Origin of the sequence: Duganella lactea, assembly GCF_009857505.1 — a bacterium.
Classification (GTDB): domain Bacteria; phylum Pseudomonadota; class Gammaproteobacteria; order Burkholderiales; family Burkholderiaceae_D; genus Rugamonas; species Rugamonas lactea.
The window spans coordinates 347,509-364,611 of sequence record NZ_WWCP01000002.1 but is presented as its reverse complement, the minus strand read 5'-3'; the positions used below and the strand labels follow the sequence as shown (position 1 = coordinate 364,611).

Genomic DNA, 17,103 nt, shown 5'->3' with positions numbered 1-17,103 from the left:
TACCATGCAACGTATTACCGTATTAGGCGCCACCGGCTCGATCGGCGTCTCCACGCTGGATGTGATCGCCCGCCATCCGCAGCGTTATGCCGTCCACGCGCTGTCGGCGCATAGCCGGGTTGAAGAACTGGCCGCGCAATGCGAACGCTTCCGTCCGGCGCGCGCCGTGGTCGGCAGCGCCGCCGCCGCCGACCGCCTGGCCGCGCTGCTGCGCGCGGCCGGCGTCAAGACCGAGGTGGCGTGGGGCGAACAGGCGCTGTGCGACATTGCCAGCGCGGCTGAAGTCGACAGCGTGATGGCGGCGATCGTCGGCGCCGCCGGCCTGGCGCCGACCTTGGCCGCCGCCCGCGCCGGCAAGAAAATCCTGCTGGCCAACAAGGAGGCGCTGGTCATGTCCGGCCAGTTGTTCATGGACGCCGTGCACGAATCGGGCGCCGTGCTGCTGCCGATCGACAGCGAACACAACGCCATTTTCCAGTCGATGCCGCAATTCGGCGGCAACCTGCCGGCCGTGCGCGACCCCGCCGCCGGCGTCGCCAAGATTCTGCTGACCGCTTCCGGCGGCCCGTTTCTGACGCGCGACGTCGCCACCTTGGACGCGGTGACGCCGGAGCAGGCCTGCAAGCATCCGAACTGGTCGATGGGCCGCAAGATTTCGGTCGATTCGGCCACCATGATGAACAAGGGCCTGGAAGTGATCGAGGCGCACTGGCTGTTCGGCGCCCCCGCCGACCAGATCGAAGTGGTGATCCACCCGCAATCGGTGATCCACTCGATGGTGTCCTATGTTGACGGTTCGGTGCTGGCGCAGCTGGGCAACCCGGACATGCGCACGCCGATCGCCCACGCGCTGGCCTACCCGGAGCGCATCGCCTCGGGCGTGGCGCCGCTGGACCTGACGCAAGTGGCGACGTTGCAATTCCAGAAGCCGGACTTCGACCGCTTCCCGTGCCTGGCGCTGGCTTTCGCGGCGCTGCGCGCCGGCGGCACCGCGCCGGCCCTGCTGAACGCCGCCAACGAGGTGGCGGTGCAAGCCTTCCTCGACCTGAAAATCGGTTTCCGCCAGATCGACCGTGTGATCGCCCATGTGGTCGACACGCTGCCGCACGGCGACGCCCACAGCATCGACGCGGTGATGGCGCAGGACGCCGCCGCCCGCGCCGCCGCCGAGGCCTATATCGCCAGGGTGACAAAATGAGTGGTATCCAGACCGTACTGGCGTTCATCTTCTGCCTCGGCCCGCTGGTGGTGTTCCACGAGCTGGGCCACTACCTGGTAGCGCGCTGGTGCGGTGTCAAGGTGTTGCGCTTCTCGGTCGGCATGGGCAAGGTGGTGTGGTCGCGCCGTTTCGGCCAGGACCAGACCGAATGGGCATTGTCGGCGCTGCCGCTGGGCGGCTACGTCAAGATGCTGGATGCGCGCGAAGGCGAGCTGGCCGGCTTGTCGGAAGCCGACCTGCAACGTGAATTCACCCGCCAGAACGTGTGGAAGCGCATCGCCATCGTGGCCGCCGGCCCGATCGCCAACTTCCTGGTGGCGATCGTGCTGTTCGCCGGCCTGTACATGCACGGCGTCGAAGAGCCGAGCAGCAAGATCAGCGTGCGCGCCGGGACGCCGATGGCGCAGGCCGGGCTGCACAGCGGCGATATCGTCACTGCCGTCAACGAGCAGCCGGTGCAGGTGTGGTCCGAGCTGCGCTGGCAGTTCATCCAGTCGGCCATCGATCAACACGAAGTGCGGCTGGCCGTTGAGCGGCCCGGGCAGGGGCGCATGGCGGTCACGCTGCCGGCGGCGGCGTTGCAGGGCGTCGACCTGGAGGGCGACGTGCCACAACAGCTCGGTCTCGGTGTGGCGTTGCCGGCGCCGGTGGTGCTGCGCGTGCTGCCGGGTAGCCCGGCCGAACGCGCCGGCCTGCAGCCGGGCGATCTGCTGACCGGCGTCGATGGCGTGGCGGTGGCCGACGGCCAGGGCTTCATCGAGCAAATCCGCGCCGCGCCGGGGCGCGCGTTGCAGGTGACGCTGCAACGCGCCGGCCAGCCGCTGACGCTGAGCGTGGTGCCGGAGGCGGGTGAGGCAAAAACCAGCAAAGGAACTGTAACAGTCGGTAAGATCAACGCGGAAATCGCCAATCGCCCGGATATGATCCGGGTGCCCTCGGCACCGTTCGCCGCGCTGGAAAAGTCGGTGGTGCGGGTCTGGGATACTTGTACGATGACGCTGAAAATGATCGGCAAAATGTTCACCGGCGAGGTCTCGCTGAAGAATGTGACCGGGCCGATCACCATCGCCGACTACGCCGGCCAGACCGCGCGGCTGGGTCTGGAATACTATTTGAGCTTCATCGCCTTCATCAGCATCAGTCTGGGCGTGATGAATTTGCTGCCGATTCCCGTTCTAGACGGGGGGCATTTGCTGTATTATTCGCTGGAAGTTTTAACTGGGCGTTCTGTGCCGGAACGCGTCGGTGAAATCGCACAGCGGCTGGGCATGGGTTTGCTGCTTAGCCTGATGCTGTTGGCCGTGTTTAACGACGTGGTCCGGTTGCTGTAGCTGTACTGTGTAGTTCTCGTTGATTGAGCCATTGAACCCGATGAAATTATATTCTGACCGTATTACTTCAACTTCCTTGCGCCGCAGTCTGATCGGCGCCGCCGTTCTGGCACTTTGCAGCGGCAGCGCCATGGCGATCGAGCCCTTCGTCATCAAAGATATCCGCGTCGAAGGGATACAGCGCACGGAAGCCGGTACGGTGTTCAGCTATCTGCCGGTACGTGTCGGCGAAACCTTCAACGACGACAAATCGGTCACCGCCATCAAGGCGCTGTACGCCACCGGTTTCTTCAAGGACGTCAAGCTGGAGAAAGACGGCCAGGTGCTGGTGGTGCTGGTCGAGGAACGCCCGGCCATCGCCAAGGTGGACTTCACCGGCACCAAGGAATTTGAAAAAGACACCCTGATCAAGGCGCTGAAGGACATCGGTGTCGGCGAAGCCAAGATCTTCGACAAGGCCTCGGTCGACCGCGCCGAGCAAGAGCTGAAGCGGCAGTACCTGTCGCGCGGCCTGTATGGCGTGAAGGTGGAAACCACGGTCACGCCGCTGGAGCGTAACCGCGTCAACATCAACTTCGTGGTGGACGAGGGCGAGATCGCCAAGATCAAGGAAATCAACATCGTCGGCAACAAGGTGTTCTCCGACAAGGAACTGAAGGACCAGCTGGCGCTCAACACCGGTGGCTGGTTCAGCTGGTACACCAAGGCCAACCAGTACTCCAAGACCAAGCTGACCGGCGACATCGAGTCGCTCAAGTCCTACTATCTGAATCGCGGCTACATCAGCATGAACATCGACTCCACCCAGGTGTCGATCACGCCGGACAAGAAGGACATCTACATCACCATCAACATCACCGAGGGTGAGCAGTACAAGGTCAACAACATCAAGTTCGAGGGCGAGACCTTCGGCCGCGAAGAGGAACTGCGTTCGCTGGTGCTGCTGCGCCAGGGCCAGATCTACTCCGGCGAGCTGCTGACCGCCACCAACAAGCTGATCTCGGATCGCCTGGGCACCTTCGGCTATGCCTTCGCCAACGTCAACGCGGCGCCGGACATCGACGTCGAGAAACGTGAAGTGTCGTTCACCTTCTTCATCGATCCGGGCAAGCGCGCCTACGTGCGCCACATGAATATCGCCGGCAACACCAGCACCCGCGACGAGGTGATCCGCCGCGAATTCCGCCAGTTCGAGTCGAGCTGGTATGACGCCAACAAGATCAAGCTGTCGCGCGACCGCGTCGACCGTCTGGGCTACTTCAAGGACGTCACCGTCGACACGCCGGAAGCGCAGGGCACGTCCGACCAGGTCGACGTCAACATGACCGTGACCGAACGCCCGACCGGCAACTTCCAGATCGGCGGCGCGTTCTCGCAGTCGGAGAAATTCTCGTTCCAGGCGGCGATCCAGCAGGCCAACTTCGCCGGCTCCGGCACCACCGTCGGCCTGGAGCTGAACACCTCCAAGTACAGCCGCACGATCTCGTTCTCGCAGACCGATCCTTACTACACCGACGACGGCGTCTCGCGCGGCTACGAGCTGTATGTGCGCACCACCAAACCGCCGGCGGTCAATATCGGCAGTTACACGATTAAACAGCAGGGCGGCCGCGTCAGCTGGGGTGTGCCGTTCTCCGAAGTCGACACCGTGTTCTTCGGCGTCGGCCTGGAACGCTCGAAGATCACCACCGACCAAACCTCGCCGACCCGCTTCCAGGACTACGTGCGCTCGATCACCGGCATCGCCAGCGGCGTCGGCACGGCGCAGGCGACGGCGGTGCCGCTGACCGTGGCGTGGGCGCGCGACAGCCGCGACTCGGCCACCACCCCGACCATTGGCCGCTACCAGCGCGCCAACCTGGAGCTGGACGTCATCGGCGAACAGAAGTACTACCGCGCCGTGTATGAGCAGCAGTGGTACAAGCCGCTGTTCTCGAAGGTGACGCTGGCCTTGAAGGGCGAGGTCGACTACGGCCGCGGCCTGGGCAACAGCAACTACCCGGTGTTCAAGAACTTCTACGCCGGCGGCATCGGCTCGGTGCGCGGCTACTACAGCTCCTCGCTGGGCGCGGTCGACACCCGCTACGGCGACGCGCTGGGCGGCGCCTCGCGCCTGATCGGCAATGCCGAACTGCAGATGCCGTTCCCTGGCTCCGGCCAGGACCGCAGCCTGCGTTGGTTCGTCTTCGTCGACGGCGGCCAAGTGTATCAGGAAGCTGAAAAGATGCGTTTGTCGCAATTGCGCTATTCTTCGGGTTTGGGCATCAGCTGGATTTCCCCGGTCGGCCCGCTGAAGTTGAGTTATGCTAAGCCGCTGAACGCCAAGGAAGGCGACCGCCTGGAACGTTTCCAGTTCCAGATGGGTACCGGCTTCTGATGTCGCATTTGTTAAATGAAAGTATTGATTTTTACCCCGGAGAAATAAGTTGAAGACTGCATCCGCAACCATGACCAAATATCTTGCCGTGCTTGCACTGGGCTGGTGTTCATTGGCGCCGGTGCAGGCGCAGACCTCGCTGTCGCGCATCGCGTGGATCAGCCCGGAGCGCATCTATAACGAGTCCAAGCTGGCCAAGCTGGCCGGCGAGAAGCTGCAGGAAGAATTCAAGAGCCGCGAAAAGGCGATGAATGACATGGGCCTGCGCCTGAAGTCGGCGTCGGAAAAGCTGGAGAAGGATGCCCCCGCGCTGAGCGAGGCGGAGCGCGTCAAGCGCCAGCGCGACGTGTTCGAGCTGGACAAGGAGTACCAGCGCCGCCAGCGCGAGTTCCGCGAAGATCTGAGCCAGCGCACCAACGAGGAGCGCCAGGCGATTTCGGAAAAAGCCACCAAGATCATCAAGCAGCTGGCCAACGTCGAAGGCTTCGACATCGTGCTGCAGGACGCCGTCTGGGCCAGCCCGCGCATCGACATCACCGACAAGGTGCTGGCCGCGCTGGATAAAGACAAGTAAGACAAGTAATCACCTCGAAGATTGGATCACCCGATGGGCACTCGACTAGGAGCATTGGTCGAACGCTTGGGCGGTCAGCTGGTGGGCGACGCGAACCTGGAAGTGTCCGGGATCGCGCCACTGGCCGACGCCGGCGTTTCGCACATCAGCTTTCTCAGCAATAGCAAGCTGCGCGCGCAAGCGCTGCAGAGCAAGGCGGCGGCGCTGATCGTCTCGGCCGCCGATGACGCCTTTATCGCCGCCGGTTACAACGGCGCGCGCATCATCGCGCAAAATCCGTATGTGTACTTCGCCCGCGCGGCGCAGTATTTCGAGTCGTTGACGGCCATCGTGCCGGCGGCCGGCGTGCATCCGACCGCCGTGGTGGCGGAGACGGCGCAGATCGCGCCGACCGCGCACATCGGCGCGCGCGTGGTGATCGAAGACGGCGCGGTGATTGGCGAGCACGCCGTCATCGGCGCCGGTTGTTTCATCGGCCGCGAGGCGGTGATCGGCGAGGCGACCAAACTGTTCGCCAACGTCACCTTTCACGCCTACTGCCAGATCGGTCAGCGTGGCATCATCCACTCCGGCGCGGTGATCGGCACCGACGGTTTCGGCTTCGCCAACGAGGCCGGCGTCTACATCAAGATTCCGCAGACCGGGCGCGTGATGATCGGCGCCGATGTCGACATCGGCGCCAACACCACCATCGACCGCGGCGCGCTGGCCGACACGGTGATCGAGGACGGCGTGAAGCTGGACAACCAGATCCAGATCGGCCATAACTGCCATATCGGCGCGCACACGGCGATGGCCGGCTGCGTCGGCGTGGCCGGCAGCGCCAGGATCGGCAAGTACTGCACCTTCGGCGGCGCCGCCATGGTGCTGGGCCACCTGACCATCGTCGACAAGGTGCACGTGGGCTCGGGCTCGATGGTGTCGCGCTCGATCCTGGAGCCGGGGCAGTACACCGGCTTCTACCCGCTGGCGAAAAACGCCGACTGGGAAAAATCGGCCGTCATCGTGCGCAACCTGTCGGCCATGCGCGACAAGATCCGCGCGCTGGAAAAAATTATCAAGACCAAAACTGAGCAAAACTGAGAATACGAATCATGACCACTACCCAGGCTGAAACCCCCAAGACCATGAACATCTGCGAGATCAAGTCCTACCTGCCGCACCGCTACCCGCTGCTGCTGGTCGACCGCGTGCTCTCGTATGAAGAGAACAAGTCCATCACCGCCATCAAGAACGTGACCGTCAACGAAGAATTCTTCAACGGCCACTTCCCGCACAAGCCGGTGATGCCGGGCGTGCTGATGATCGAAGCGATGGCGCAGACCGCGGCGCTGCTGTCGTTCAAAACCATGGGCATCAAGCCCGATGAGAATTCGGTGGTGTACTTTGTCGGCATCGACAACGCGCGCTTCAAGCGTCCGGTCGGTCCTGGCGACCAGCTGAAGATGGACATTGAAATCGTGCGTGTATCGCGCGGCATCTGGAAATACAAGGCGGTTGGCTCGGTTGACGGCCAGACCGCTGTGGAAGCAGACCTGATGTGCACCATCCGCAGCACCACCGACGCGTCGCAGCCCGCGGGACAGTAATCATGGCCAAGATACACGCCACCGCCATCGTCGACAGCAACGCAGCGCTGCACGAGAGCGTAGAAGTTGGCCCGTATTCGGTGATCGGCCCCCACGTCACGATCGGCTCCGGCACGGTGGTGGGGCCGCACGTGGTGATCGAAGGCCACACCACCATCGGCAGCGACAACAAGTTCTTCCAGTTCTCGTCGATCGGCGCCGCGCCGCAGGACAAGAAGTGGAACGGCGAGCCGACCCGCCTGACCATCGGCGACCGCAACACCATCCGCGAATTCTGCACCTTCAACACCGGCACAGTGCAGGACAAGGGCGTGACCTCGCTGGGCAACGACAACTGGATTTCGGCCTACGTGCACCTGGCGCACGACTGCTTGGTTGGCAACAACACGATCTTCTCGAACAACGCGCAGATCGCCGGCCACGTTGAAATCGGCGATTACGTGATCATGAGCGGCTTCGCCAATGTGCACCAGTTCTGCAAGATCGGCGCGCACGCGTTTGTCGGCATGAGCACCTCGCTGACGCAGGACGTGCCGCCGTTCGTGCTGTTGAACGGTAATCCGGCGTCCGCCCACGGCGTCAACATCGAGGGCCTGAAGCGGCGCGGCTTCACGCGTGAGCAGATCAACGGCATCCGTGCCGCGTACAAGATCATCTACCGCTCCGGCCTGACGCTGGACGAGGCCAAGGCGGCGCTGATCGCCGAAGAGGCGACGGTGCCGGCCGACGTGGCGCAGCATATGCGCGCCATGCGCGAGTTTCTGGATACGGCGACCCGTGGCATCGTCCGCTGACCAGCTGTCCCTTGCCTTGGTGGCGGGCGAGCCGTCCGGCGACATGCTGGCGGCTCGTTTGCTTTCCGGCCTGCGTCCGCATCTTCCACAGGCGCGCTTCCACGGCATCGGCGGACCGCGGATGATGGCGCAGGGCTTCGAATCGCACGTACCCATGGACACGCTGACCGTGCGCGGCCTGCTGCCGGTCCTGATGCGTTACCGTGAACTCAAAGGCATCCAGGCCACACTGCGCGACCAGTTGCTGGCCGAGCGTCCGTCCGTCTTCATCGGCGCCGACTACCCGGGTTTCAATCTCGGGCTGGAGGAGCAACTGAAAGCCGCCGGCATCCCGACCGTGCACTACATCGGGCCACAGATCTGGGCCTGGCGTGGTGGCCGCATCAAGAAGATCCAGCGCGCCGTGTCGCATATGCTGGTGATCTTCCCGTTCGAGGAAGCGATTTACCAGCAGGCCGGGGTGCCGGTCAGCTATGTTGGCCACCCGTTGGCGGAGCTGATTCCGATGACGCCGGACGTCGGCGCGGCGCGCCGCCAGCTTGGGTTGCCGGAAGACGCCAGCGTGGTCACCATCATGCCGGGCAGCCGCATGTCGGAGATCAAGTACAACACGGTGGCCTTCGTGCAGGCGGCCAGGCTGCTCAAGCAGCGCGACAGCACGCTGCGCTTTGTCGCGCCGATGGCCGGCGAACGTCAACGCGCCTTCTTCCTGGAGCTGGTGGCGCAGGCAGGCTTGCGGGACGTCGAGATTCAGCTACTGGACGGCCAGTCGCACACCGCGATAGCGGCCGCCGAAGCGGTGATGGTGGCCTCGGGCACGGCGTCGCTGGAAGTGGCGCTGTTCAAGAAGCCGATGGTCATCGCCTACAAGATGATGGAACTGGAGTGGCAGATTCTGCGTCACTTCGGCTACCAGCCGTGGATAGGCCTGCCCAACATTCTGGCGCGCGAATTCCTGGTGCCGGAGCTGTTGCAGCACGCCGCCAACCCGGACGCGCTGGCCGAAGCGATGTGGAAGCAACTGAGCGACGCGCCGCATCGCCAGCGGCTTGTGCAGCGCTTCACCGACATGCATCACAGCCTGCTGCGCAACAGCGCGGCGGAAAGCGCGGCGGCGGTGCTGCGTATAATCGGCGCCTGAACGGATTTAAGAGTATCTAAAAGTGAAAAATCAACATCCAGGTTTATTCGATGACCTGCCAGACTCGCCGGATGAAATCATCTGCGGCGTGGACGAAGCGGGGCGCGGTCCGCTGGCCGGCCCGGTATTCGCCGCCGCCGTCATCCTCGACGCCGCGCGCCCGATCGTCGGCCTGCGCGACTCGAAAAAGCTCACCGAAGCCAAACGCGATCTGCTGGCGCCCCTGATCAAGCAGCATGCGCTGGCGTGGGCCATCGCCGAGGCGTCGGAAGAAGAAATCGACAAACTGAACATCCTGCAAGCGTCGATGCTGGCCATGCGCCGCGCGGTGGAAGCGCTGAGCACCGTGCCGACGCTGGCCCTGATTGATGGCAACCGCTGCCCGGTGATGAAAATCCAGAGCATCGCCGTCATCGGCGGCGACGACAAGGTGGACGCCATCTCGGCCGCCTCCATCCTCGCCAAGACCGCGCGCGACGCCGCGCTGGTGACGCTGCACGCGCGCTATCCGCAATACTGCTTCGACCAGCACAAAGGCTACGGCACCGCGCTGCACCTGGCGCGCCTGCGGGAGCACGGCCCGTCGCCGGTGCACCGCCGCTCGTTCGCGCCGGTGCGGGTGCTGCTGGAGGTGAACCCATGAAAACCATCACCTCGCGCGACAACGCGCAATATAAGGACCTGGTCAAGCTGGCCGGCAGCCAGCAGGCGCGCCGCAAGGCCGGCCGCACGCTGCTGGACGGCGTACATTTGTGCCAGTCGTACCTGCAACTGCGCGGCTTGCCGGAGCAGTGCGTGGTCAGCGAAAGCGCGCTGCACAACCCGGAAGTGATGGACATCGTCGGCCAGCTGGAAGCGCAGCGCGGCCACGTGCTGGCGTTGCCGGATGCGCTGTACAACGGCATCAGCCAGGTCGAACATGGCGTCGGCGTTTTATTCCTGATCGACACGCCGGAGCATACCGTGAGCGAGCCGCTCAGCGTCTCCGCCGTGCTGCTGGACGGCGTGCAGGACCCCGGCAACGTCGGCTCCATCCTGCGCAGCGCGGCGGCGGCTGGCATCAAGCAAGTCTACTGCAGCAGTGGCACCGCGTTCTGCTGGTCGCCGAAAGTGCTGCGGGCCGCGATGGGCGCGCACTTCGTGCTGGATATTTTCGAAAACGTTGACCTGTCGGCGCTGATCGGCGCCACGCGCGTGCCGACGCTGGCCACCAGCGGCTACGCCGCGCAGCGACTGTACGACATCGACCTGCGCCAGCCGGTGGCCTGGATCTTCGGCCACGAAGGGCAGGGCGTGGCGGACGATCTGCTGTCGCAGGCGACCCACAAAGTCGTGATCCCGCATCTGGGGCAGGTGGAATCGCTGAACGTCGCCGCCTGCGCCGCGGTATGCTTTTTCGAGCAAGTAAGGCAGAATCAGAGCTAGAGACCAAAACTGGAGGCGGTCATGGACATCGCGCAGTTGCACTTTCTGGTAGCCGAAGGGGATCAGGGACAACGGCGCGCCTTGGCCGACATTCTGGTGCACGTGGGCGTGGGCAAGATCAGCCAGGCGCCGGACGGCCACACCGCGCTGCGCTGCTTCAGCGCCGTCATCGTGCCGCCAGTGGACATCGCCATCATCGACCTCGGACTGCCCGGCATGGACGCGCTGGAGCTGATACGCCACCTGGGCGAAGCGCGCTGCAAGGCCGGCGTGATCCTCGTCGGCGCGCAAAGCAACGCGGTGCTGTTCTCGGTGGAGACCATGGCGCTGGCATACGGTGTCAACGTGCTCGGTGTGATCGGCAAGCCGGTGACCGGCAGCCGCTTGGTCGCGCTGATGAAAAATTACCTGCCGCCCAGCGAGGCCGGCCCCGCGCCCGCTGCGGCGCCCTCGCCATCATTCGCCGAAGTCGGCCAAGGCTTGCAGAACCGCGAATTCGAACCCTACTTCCAGCCCAAGATCGAACTGGAAACCGGCCAGGTAAAAGGCCTGGAAATGTTCGCCCGCTGGCGGCACCCGCTGCATGGCGTGCTGGGGACCGCATCGTTCATGCCGACGCTGGCGGCGGCGCGGCGGGTCGACTTCCTCGACTGGACGATGATCGAAAAATCGGTGGCGGCGTGTCGCCAGTTGCATGCGCAGGGCGTGCCGATTTCGATCTCGATCAACGTCGACCAGGTAACGCTGGCGCATCCGCAGTTCCTCGAACAGATCACGGCCTGCCTGGAGCGGCACCAGCTGATGGCCGACTACATCACCTTCGAAATGACCGAATCGGCGGTGCTGAGCAGCGAGCCGCATTTTCTTGAACGGCTGCTGCGGCTGCGGATGAAAGGCTTCGGTCTGGCGATCGACGACTACGGCACCGGTCGCAGCAATTTACAGCTGCTGGCGCGCATCCCATTTTCCGAATTGAAGATCGACCGCAGCTTCGTCGACGGCGCCTCCAAGCGCGCGGTGATCGGCACTGTGCTGCGTTCCTGCCTCGGTCTGGCGCGTAGCCTGGACCGCAAATCGGTCGCGGTCGGCGTCGAAACCAAGCAAGACTGGGACTTCCTGCAAGGCCTGGGTTGCACCTACGCCCAGGGCTACCACATCGCCCGGCCGATGCCGATCGACGAATTCCCCGCCTGGCTGGCCGACTGGCAGCACTTCTTCTAAACCCCGGTGTCAGACCTGACACCGGGGTTTAGTATTCGCGCCGGTCCGGCTTGATCTCTTGCAGGATGGTGGTGGAGATCTCTTCAATCGACTTGGTGGTCGATGACAGCCAGCGGATGCCTTCGCGCTTCATCATCGCTTCCGCTTCATTGACCTCGTACCGGCAGTTCTCCAGCGACGCGTACTTGCTGCCCGCGCGCCGCTCGTTGCGGATCTCGCTCAGCCGCTCCGGCGTGATGGTCAGCCCGAAAATCTTCGCCTTGAATTCGTACAGCGACGACGGCAGCTTGCCGCGCTCGAAGTCGTCCGGAATCAGCGGATAGTTGGCCGCCTTGATCCCGTACTGCATCGCCAGATACAGGCTGGTGGGCGTCTTGCCCGAGCGCGACACGCCCACCAGGATCACGTCGGCCGACGCCAGGTTCTTGTGCGACTGCCCGTCGTCATGCGCCAGCGAGAAGTTGATCGCCTCGATGCGGTTCTTGTACTCCTCGCTGTCGACGATGTTGTGCGAGCGGCCGATGGTGTGGGTCGACTTGACGCCCAGTTCCTGCTCCAGCGGCGCCACAAACGTCTGGAACATGTCCATGTACATGCCCTTGCACTGTCGTATGACGTCAGATAGCTCGGTATGCACCAGCGTCGAAAAAATAATCGGCCGGTGACCGTCGGTGGCAAACGCCTCGTTGATCTTGCGCACCGCATCGTGCGCCTTGTCGAGCGTGTCGATGAAGGGCAGCCGCACTTGGCGGAAGCGCAGCTCGAACTGGGTCAGCACCGAGTGACCAAAGGTTTCGGCGGTGATGCCGGTGCCGTCCGAGACAAAAAAGACGGTGCGCGCGGCCGATGGCAAGCTGGGGCGTTGTTCTTGTGTCATGTTTAGTGCAAGTATCCTATTGTGAATCGTCAATTCGCGCCACAGGCTGTAGAATGTGCGCCAACAGGATGCATTGTGCGGCACGACCACCAGAATAAGCAAGAATATGAGTCTGCCGACAGCCGGAAAGATTTCTATCATCAAAAAGGTGTTTTTATGTCCAACGCAGCATTGAAGGAGCAAAACAACGAAGCGGTTTACGTTGCCTCGTTTGAAAATTTACGGATGACGGATGTCGAATCCGTCGGCGGCAAGAACGCCTCGCTCGGCGAGATGATCAGCCAGCTGGCGGGCGCCGGCGTGCGTGTGCCGGGCGGCTTTGCCACCACGGCCCAGGCCTTCCGCGACTTCCTGTCGCACAGCGTGGACGGCGGCAAGTCGCTGGCCGACCGTATCGCCGAGCGTCTGGCGGATCTGAACATTGACGACGTGCGCTCGCTGGCCCAGGCCGGCGCCGAAATCCGCCAGTGGATCATCGACACGCCATTCCAGCCACGCCTGGAAGCGGAGATCCAGTCCTTCTACGAAAAACTCGTGGCCGATTCGTCGACCGAAATGTCGTTCGCGGTGCGTTCCTCGGCCACCGCCGAAGACTTGCCGGACGCCTCGTTCGCCGGCCAGCAGGAGACCTTCCTCAACGTGGTCGGCATCGACAACGTGCTGGACGCGATGAAGCACGTCTTCGCCTCCCTCTACAACGACCGCGCGATTTCCTACCGCGTACACAAAGGCTTCACCCACGCCGAGGTGGCACTGTCGGCCGGCGTGCAGCGCATGGTGCGCTCGGACCTGGGCGCCGCCGGCGTGATGTTCACCATCGACACCGAGTCCGGCTTCAAGGACGTGGTGTTCGTCACCTCCAGCTATGGCCTGGGCGAGACGGTGGTGCAGGGCGCGGTGAATCCGGACGAGTTTTACGTCCACAAGCCGATGCTGGAGAAGGGCAAGTCGCCTGTGATCCGCCGCAACATCGGTTCGAAGCTGATCAAGATGGAATTCACCGCCGAAGCCAAGGCCGGCCGCTCGGTCAAGACCGTCGACGTGCCGGTGGAGCTGCGCAACCGCTATTCGCTGACCGACGACGAAGTGGTGGAACTGGCCAAGTACGCCGTCATCATCGAAAACCACTACCAGCGTCCGATGGACATCGAGTGGGGCAAGGATGGCCGCGACGGCAAACTGTACATCCTGCAGGCGCGTCCTGAAACCGTGAAGTCGCAGCAGAAGGCGACCGACGTGCAGCAGCGCTTCAAGCTGAAATCGTCCGGCACCGTGCTGGCGTCGGGCCGCGCCATCGGCCAGAAGATCGGCGCCGGTCCGGTGCGCGTGATCACCGACCCGTCGGAAATGGAACGCGTGCAGCCTGGCGACGTGCTGGTGGCCGACATGACCGACCCTAACTGGGAACCGGTGATGAAGCGCGCCTCGGCCATCGTCACCAACCGTGGCGGCCGTACCTGCCACGCCGCGATCATCGCGCGTGAACTGGGCGTGCCGGCGGTGGTGGGCTGCGGCGATGCGACCGAGGTGCTGAAAGACGGCACCTTCGTCACCGTGTCTTGCGCCGAAGGCGATGAAGGCAAGATCTACGACGGCCTGTTGGAAACCGAAATCTCGGAAGTGGCGCGCGGCGAACTGCCCAAGCTGCCGACCAAGATCATGCTCAACGTCGGCAATCCGCAGCTGGCTTTCGACTTCCAGTCGGTGCCGAATGCCGGTGTCGGTCTGGCGCGGCTGGAGTTCATCATCAATAACAATATTGGTGTGCACCCGAAAGCGATCCTGGAATATCCGAACATCGACGCCGACCTGAAAAAGGCCGTCGAGTCGGTGGCGCGCGGTCACGCGTCGCCACGCGCGTTCTACGTCGACAAGCTGGCCGAGGGCATCGCCACCATCGCCGCCGCGTTCTGGCCGAAGCCGGTGATTGTGCGCCTGTCGGACTTCAAGTCCAACGAGTACAAGAAGCTGATCGGCGGTTCGCGCTACGAGCCGGATGAAGAAAATCCGATGCTGGGCTTCCGCGGCGCGGCACGTTACCTGGCCGACGATTTCGCCGGCGCGTTCGAAATGGAATGCGCCGCGATGAAACGCGTGCGTAACGACATGGGCCTGACCAACGTCGAAATCATGGTGCCGTTCGTGCGCACGCTGGGCCAGGCCGAGAAGGTCGTCAACCTGCTGGGCAAAAACGGCCTGGTGCGCGGCGAAAACGGCCTGCGCCTGATCATGATGTGCGAAGTGCCATCGAACGCGATTCTGGCGGAGCGCTTCCTGGAGCACTTCGACGGCTTCTCGATCGGTTCCAACGACCTGACCCAGCTGACCCTGGGCCTGGACCGGGATTCCGGCATGGCGCTGCTGGCGGCTGACTTCGACGAGCGCGACGACGCCGTCAAGGCGCTGCTGTCGCAGGCGATCCAGGCTTGCCGCGCGCAGGGCAAGTACATCGGCATCTGCGGCCAGGGGCCATCGGACCATCCGGACTTCGCGGCGTGGCTGATGGAGCAGGGCATCGAATCGATGTCGCTGAATCCGGACTCGGTGATCGACACCTGGCAGAAGCTGGCCAGTCTGCAAAAATGATTGACGCCGGCTGAAAATGGTTTAGACTGGAGTTAATGAATTTAGTAGCAAAAAACTCTATTAACACCATCTGCCAGCAACAGAAACCCTCGCGGCCCGCAACGGGAAGCGGGGGTTTTTGCCTTTGAAAAGGAGACCATGATGAATGACTGGAGCTATTGGCTGGCCGCGGCCGGCGCGACGGTGATACTGGAACTGTTCGTCGGTACCTTCTACCTGCTGATGATCGCGATAGGGCTGGCGGCCGGTGGCGGCGCGGCGTTGCTGGGCTTTGGCCCGGCCTTGCAACTGTTGGTGGCGGCGCTGGTCGGCGTGGCTGCCACGGTGGCGCTGCGCCGCAGCCGTTACGGCCGCGCGCAACAACGCGTGCAGGCCGAGCGCGATCCGAACGTCAATCTCGACATCGGTCAAACCGTGCATGTGCCGGCGTGGCAGGATAACGCGGCGCGCGTGATGTATCGCGGCGCGCTGTGGGACGTCGAGCTGGCACCGGGCGGCACCGCCGTGCCGGGCGCCTACACCATCCGCGAAATACGCGGCAGCCGCCTGATTGTGGCGGCTTAAGAATTCACTCATGGAGAACTACATGGATATCAGTATCGGCAACGTCACCCTCATCCTGTTTATTTTGGCCCTGGTGTTTGTGTTCAAGACGATCAACGTGGTGCCGCAGCAGCACGCGTGGGTGGTGGAGCGCCTTGGCAAATATCACGCGACGCTGGGGCCAGGCCTCAACATCGTGATTCCGTTTGTCGACCGCATCGCCTACAAGCACGTGCTGAAGGAGATACCGCTGGACGTGCCGCCGCAGGTCTGCATCACGCGCGACAACACGCAGTTGCAGGTGGACGGCATCCTGTATTTCCAGATCACCGACGCCATGCGCGCCTCATATGGCTCCTCCAACTACATCGCCGCGATCACCCAACTGGCGCAGACCACGCTGCGTTCCGTGATCGGCCGCATGGAGCTGGACAAGACGTTTGAAGAGCGTGAGCACATCAACACCGCCATCGTCAATGCGATCGATGAATCGGCCGCCAACTGGGGCGTGAAAGTGCTGCGCTACGAAATCAAGGATTTGACGCCGCCGAAGGAAATCCTGCACGCGATGCAGGCGCAGATCACCGCTGAGCGTGAGAAGCGCGCGCTGATCGCCGCCTCGGAGGGCCGCAAGCAGGAACAGATCAACATCGCCAGCGGCGAGCGTGAAGCGCAGATTGCGCGTTCGGAGGGCGACAAGCAGGCCGCGATCAACCGCGCGCAAGGTCAGGCGGCAGCGATTGTCGCGCTGGCGGAAGCGAATGCGTCTGCCTTGCGCCAGGTCGGCGCCGCGCTGCGCGAACCGGGCGGCGACGAGGCCATGAACCTGAAGGTCGCCGAGCAATACGTTGGCGCCTTCGGCCAGCTGGCCAAGACCAACAATTCGATTATCATACCGGCCAATCTGGGCGACATGAGCGGCCTGATCGCGACCGCCATGCAAGTGGTCAAGACGCAAAGCAAAATCATCAAGGAGTAAGCATATGGGCACCTGGGCGGTAGACGCGTTCGGCAACGACTACGCACAAGACTGGGCGGAAGACCTGCACGAAACGAGCAATATGGACGCGGTGGAAGACACGCTGAACACGGTGCTGGACGCATCCGGCGAACTGGAAGCGCCGTTCGCCGCCGAAGCCCTGGTGGCGATCGAAGTGCTGGCGCGGCTGCAAGGCAAGGGCGGCCCGTCAACCGAAGACAGCGCCGCCATCGACGAATGGGTGGCCGCCCGCAAGCCCAAAGCCAAACCGCGCGCCGACCTGGCCGACAAGGCCGTCCGCGCCCTCGACCGCATCCTGTCGGCCGACAGCGAACTGCGCCAGCTGTGGGAAGAAAGCGAGCACTACAGCGACTGGCAAGCCGCCGTCGCCGACCTCCGCGCCCGCGTTAGCGTTTAATCGGCGCTGCACAGCACGCCCCGATTTCG

Annotated in this window: 16 protein-coding genes; 15 read left to right on the top strand and 1 reads right to left on the bottom strand. The window is 63.4% G+C overall.

Annotation, left to right across the window (positions count from 1 at the left end):
- Positions 1-4: 4 nt before the first annotated feature.
- From ispC to GTP44_RS04275, 11 genes are all read left to right on the top strand, one after another.
- The gene (gene ispC, locus GTP44_RS04325) at positions 5-1,198 is read left to right on the top strand and encodes a 1-deoxy-D-xylulose-5-phosphate reductoisomerase (RefSeq protein ID WP_160990216.1); all 1,194 of its coding nucleotides are present in this window, start codon (positions 5-7) and stop codon (positions 1,196-1,198) included.
- Positions 1,195-2,550: an RIP metalloprotease RseP gene (gene rseP / locus GTP44_RS04320; protein ID WP_161018462.1), complete on the top strand. Its 1,356-nt coding sequence runs from the start codon at positions 1,195-1,197 to the stop codon at positions 2,548-2,550. The genes ispC and rseP overlap by 4 nt, the downstream gene beginning before the upstream one ends.
- A 40-nt stretch (positions 2,551-2,590) precedes the next feature.
- Positions 2,591-4,927 (top strand): outer membrane protein assembly factor BamA, encoded by a 2,337-nt coding sequence (gene bamA / locus GTP44_RS04315; protein ID WP_161018461.1) that lies wholly within the window; start codon positions 2,591-2,593, stop codon positions 4,925-4,927.
- A 70-nt stretch (positions 4,928-4,997) separates the two neighbouring features.
- The gene (locus GTP44_RS04310) at positions 4,998-5,501 is read left to right on the top strand and encodes an OmpH/Skp family outer membrane protein (protein ID WP_161018460.1); all 504 of its coding nucleotides are present in this window, start codon (positions 4,998-5,000) and stop codon (positions 5,499-5,501) included.
- 33 nt (positions 5,502-5,534) lie between these two features.
- On the top strand, positions 5,535-6,584 hold the full coding sequence (lpxD, locus tag GTP44_RS04305) for a UDP-3-O-(3-hydroxymyristoyl)glucosamine N-acyltransferase (protein ID WP_161018459.1): 1,050 nt from the start codon (positions 5,535-5,537) through the stop codon (positions 6,582-6,584).
- Positions 6,585-6,595: 11 nt separating this feature from the next.
- Positions 6,596-7,090 carry a 3-hydroxyacyl-ACP dehydratase FabZ gene (gene fabZ / locus GTP44_RS04300; RefSeq protein ID WP_161018458.1) on the top strand — a complete coding sequence of 165 codons (495 nt, stop codon included), beginning with the start codon at positions 6,596-6,598 and terminating at the stop codon, positions 7,088-7,090.
- A 2-nt stretch (positions 7,091-7,092) separates the two neighbouring features.
- Positions 7,093-7,884: an acyl-ACP--UDP-N-acetylglucosamine O-acyltransferase gene (lpxA, locus tag GTP44_RS04295; protein ID WP_160990222.1), complete on the top strand. Its 792-nt coding sequence runs from the start codon at positions 7,093-7,095 to the stop codon at positions 7,882-7,884.
- Complete coding sequence (lpxB, locus tag GTP44_RS04290) at positions 7,868-9,025, top strand: lipid-A-disaccharide synthase (protein WP_161018457.1); 1,158 nt, start codon at positions 7,868-7,870, stop codon at positions 9,023-9,025. Before lpxA ends, lpxB begins: the two co-directional genes overlap by 17 nt.
- A gap of 22 nt (positions 9,026-9,047) precedes the next feature.
- On the top strand, positions 9,048-9,668 hold the full coding sequence (rnhB, locus tag GTP44_RS04285; RefSeq protein ID WP_160990224.1) for a ribonuclease HII: 621 nt from the start codon (positions 9,048-9,050) through the stop codon (positions 9,666-9,668).
- Entirely contained in the window at positions 9,665-10,450 is a 786-nt protein-coding gene (locus tag GTP44_RS04280) for a TrmH family RNA methyltransferase (protein WP_161018456.1), read from the top strand. The genes rnhB and GTP44_RS04280 overlap by 4 nt, the downstream gene beginning before the upstream one ends.
- 21 nt (positions 10,451-10,471) lie before the next feature.
- A complete protein-coding gene (locus GTP44_RS04275; protein WP_161018455.1) occupies positions 10,472-11,671 on the top strand; it encodes an EAL domain-containing response regulator in 1,200 nt (399 codons plus the stop codon).
- Between the two features lie 28 nt (positions 11,672-11,699).
- Here GTP44_RS04275 and ppsR read toward each other — a convergent pair whose 3' ends face one another.
- Entirely contained in the window at positions 11,700-12,548 is an 849-nt protein-coding gene (ppsR, locus tag GTP44_RS04270) for a posphoenolpyruvate synthetase regulatory kinase/phosphorylase PpsR (protein ID WP_160990227.1), read from the bottom strand.
- 156 nt (positions 12,549-12,704) lie between these two features.
- Here ppsR and ppsA point away from each other — a divergent pair, with 156 nt between their 5' ends.
- The 4 genes from ppsA (at position 12,705) to GTP44_RS04250 (ending at position 17,074) form a co-directional block, all read left to right on the top strand.
- Positions 12,705-15,134, top strand: coding sequence for a phosphoenolpyruvate synthase (gene ppsA / locus GTP44_RS04265; RefSeq protein ID WP_160990228.1), 2,430 nt, complete (start codon positions 12,705-12,707; stop codon positions 15,132-15,134).
- 141 nt (positions 15,135-15,275) lie between these two features.
- Positions 15,276-15,698: an NfeD family protein gene (locus GTP44_RS04260; protein ID WP_160990368.1), complete on the top strand. Its 423-nt coding sequence runs from the start codon at positions 15,276-15,278 to the stop codon at positions 15,696-15,698.
- A 22-nt stretch (positions 15,699-15,720) separates the two neighbouring features.
- Positions 15,721-16,656 carry an SPFH domain-containing protein gene (locus GTP44_RS04255; protein WP_160990229.1) on the top strand — a complete coding sequence of 312 codons (936 nt, stop codon included), beginning with the start codon at positions 15,721-15,723 and terminating at the stop codon, positions 16,654-16,656.
- 4 nt (positions 16,657-16,660) lie between these two features.
- Entirely contained in the window at positions 16,661-17,074 is a 414-nt protein-coding gene (locus GTP44_RS04250; protein ID WP_161018454.1) for a DUF4259 domain-containing protein, read from the top strand.
- Positions 17,075-17,103 lie beyond the last annotated feature (29 nt).

Excerpts from the sequence above, each read along its gene's own strand:
- ispC (WP_160990216.1), top strand. The coding sequence starts at position 5 with ATGCAACGTATTACCGTATTAGGCGCCACCGGCTCGATCGGCGTCTCC.
- rseP (WP_161018462.1), top strand. The coding sequence starts at position 1,195 with ATGAGTGGTATCCAGACCGTACTGGCGTTCATCTTCTGCCTCGGCCCG.
- bamA (WP_161018461.1), top strand. The coding sequence starts at position 2,591 with ATGAAATTATATTCTGACCGTATTACTTCAACTTCCTTGCGCCGCAGT.
- GTP44_RS04310 (WP_161018460.1), top strand. The coding sequence starts at position 4,998 with ATGACCAAATATCTTGCCGTGCTTGCACTGGGCTGGTGTTCATTGGCG.
- lpxD (WP_161018459.1), top strand. The coding sequence starts at position 5,535 with ATGGGCACTCGACTAGGAGCATTGGTCGAACGCTTGGGCGGTCAGCTG.
- fabZ (WP_161018458.1), top strand. The coding sequence starts at position 6,596 with ATGACCACTACCCAGGCTGAAACCCCCAAGACCATGAACATCTGCGAG.
- lpxA (WP_160990222.1), top strand. The coding sequence starts at position 7,093 with ATGGCCAAGATACACGCCACCGCCATCGTCGACAGCAACGCAGCGCTG.
- GTP44_RS04280 (WP_161018456.1), top strand. The coding sequence starts at position 9,665 with ATGAAAACCATCACCTCGCGCGACAACGCGCAATATAAGGACCTGGTC.
- GTP44_RS04275 (WP_161018455.1), top strand. The coding sequence starts at position 10,472 with ATGGACATCGCGCAGTTGCACTTTCTGGTAGCCGAAGGGGATCAGGGA.
- ppsR (WP_160990227.1), bottom strand. The coding sequence starts at position 12,548 with ATGACACAAGAACAACGCCCCAGCTTGCCATCGGCCGCGCGCACCGTC.
- ppsA (WP_160990228.1), top strand. The coding sequence starts at position 12,705 with ATGTCCAACGCAGCATTGAAGGAGCAAAACAACGAAGCGGTTTACGTT.
- GTP44_RS04260 (WP_160990368.1), top strand. The coding sequence starts at position 15,276 with ATGAATGACTGGAGCTATTGGCTGGCCGCGGCCGGCGCGACGGTGATA.
- GTP44_RS04255 (WP_160990229.1), top strand. The coding sequence starts at position 15,721 with ATGGATATCAGTATCGGCAACGTCACCCTCATCCTGTTTATTTTGGCC.
- GTP44_RS04250 (WP_161018454.1), top strand. The coding sequence starts at position 16,661 with ATGGGCACCTGGGCGGTAGACGCGTTCGGCAACGACTACGCACAAGAC.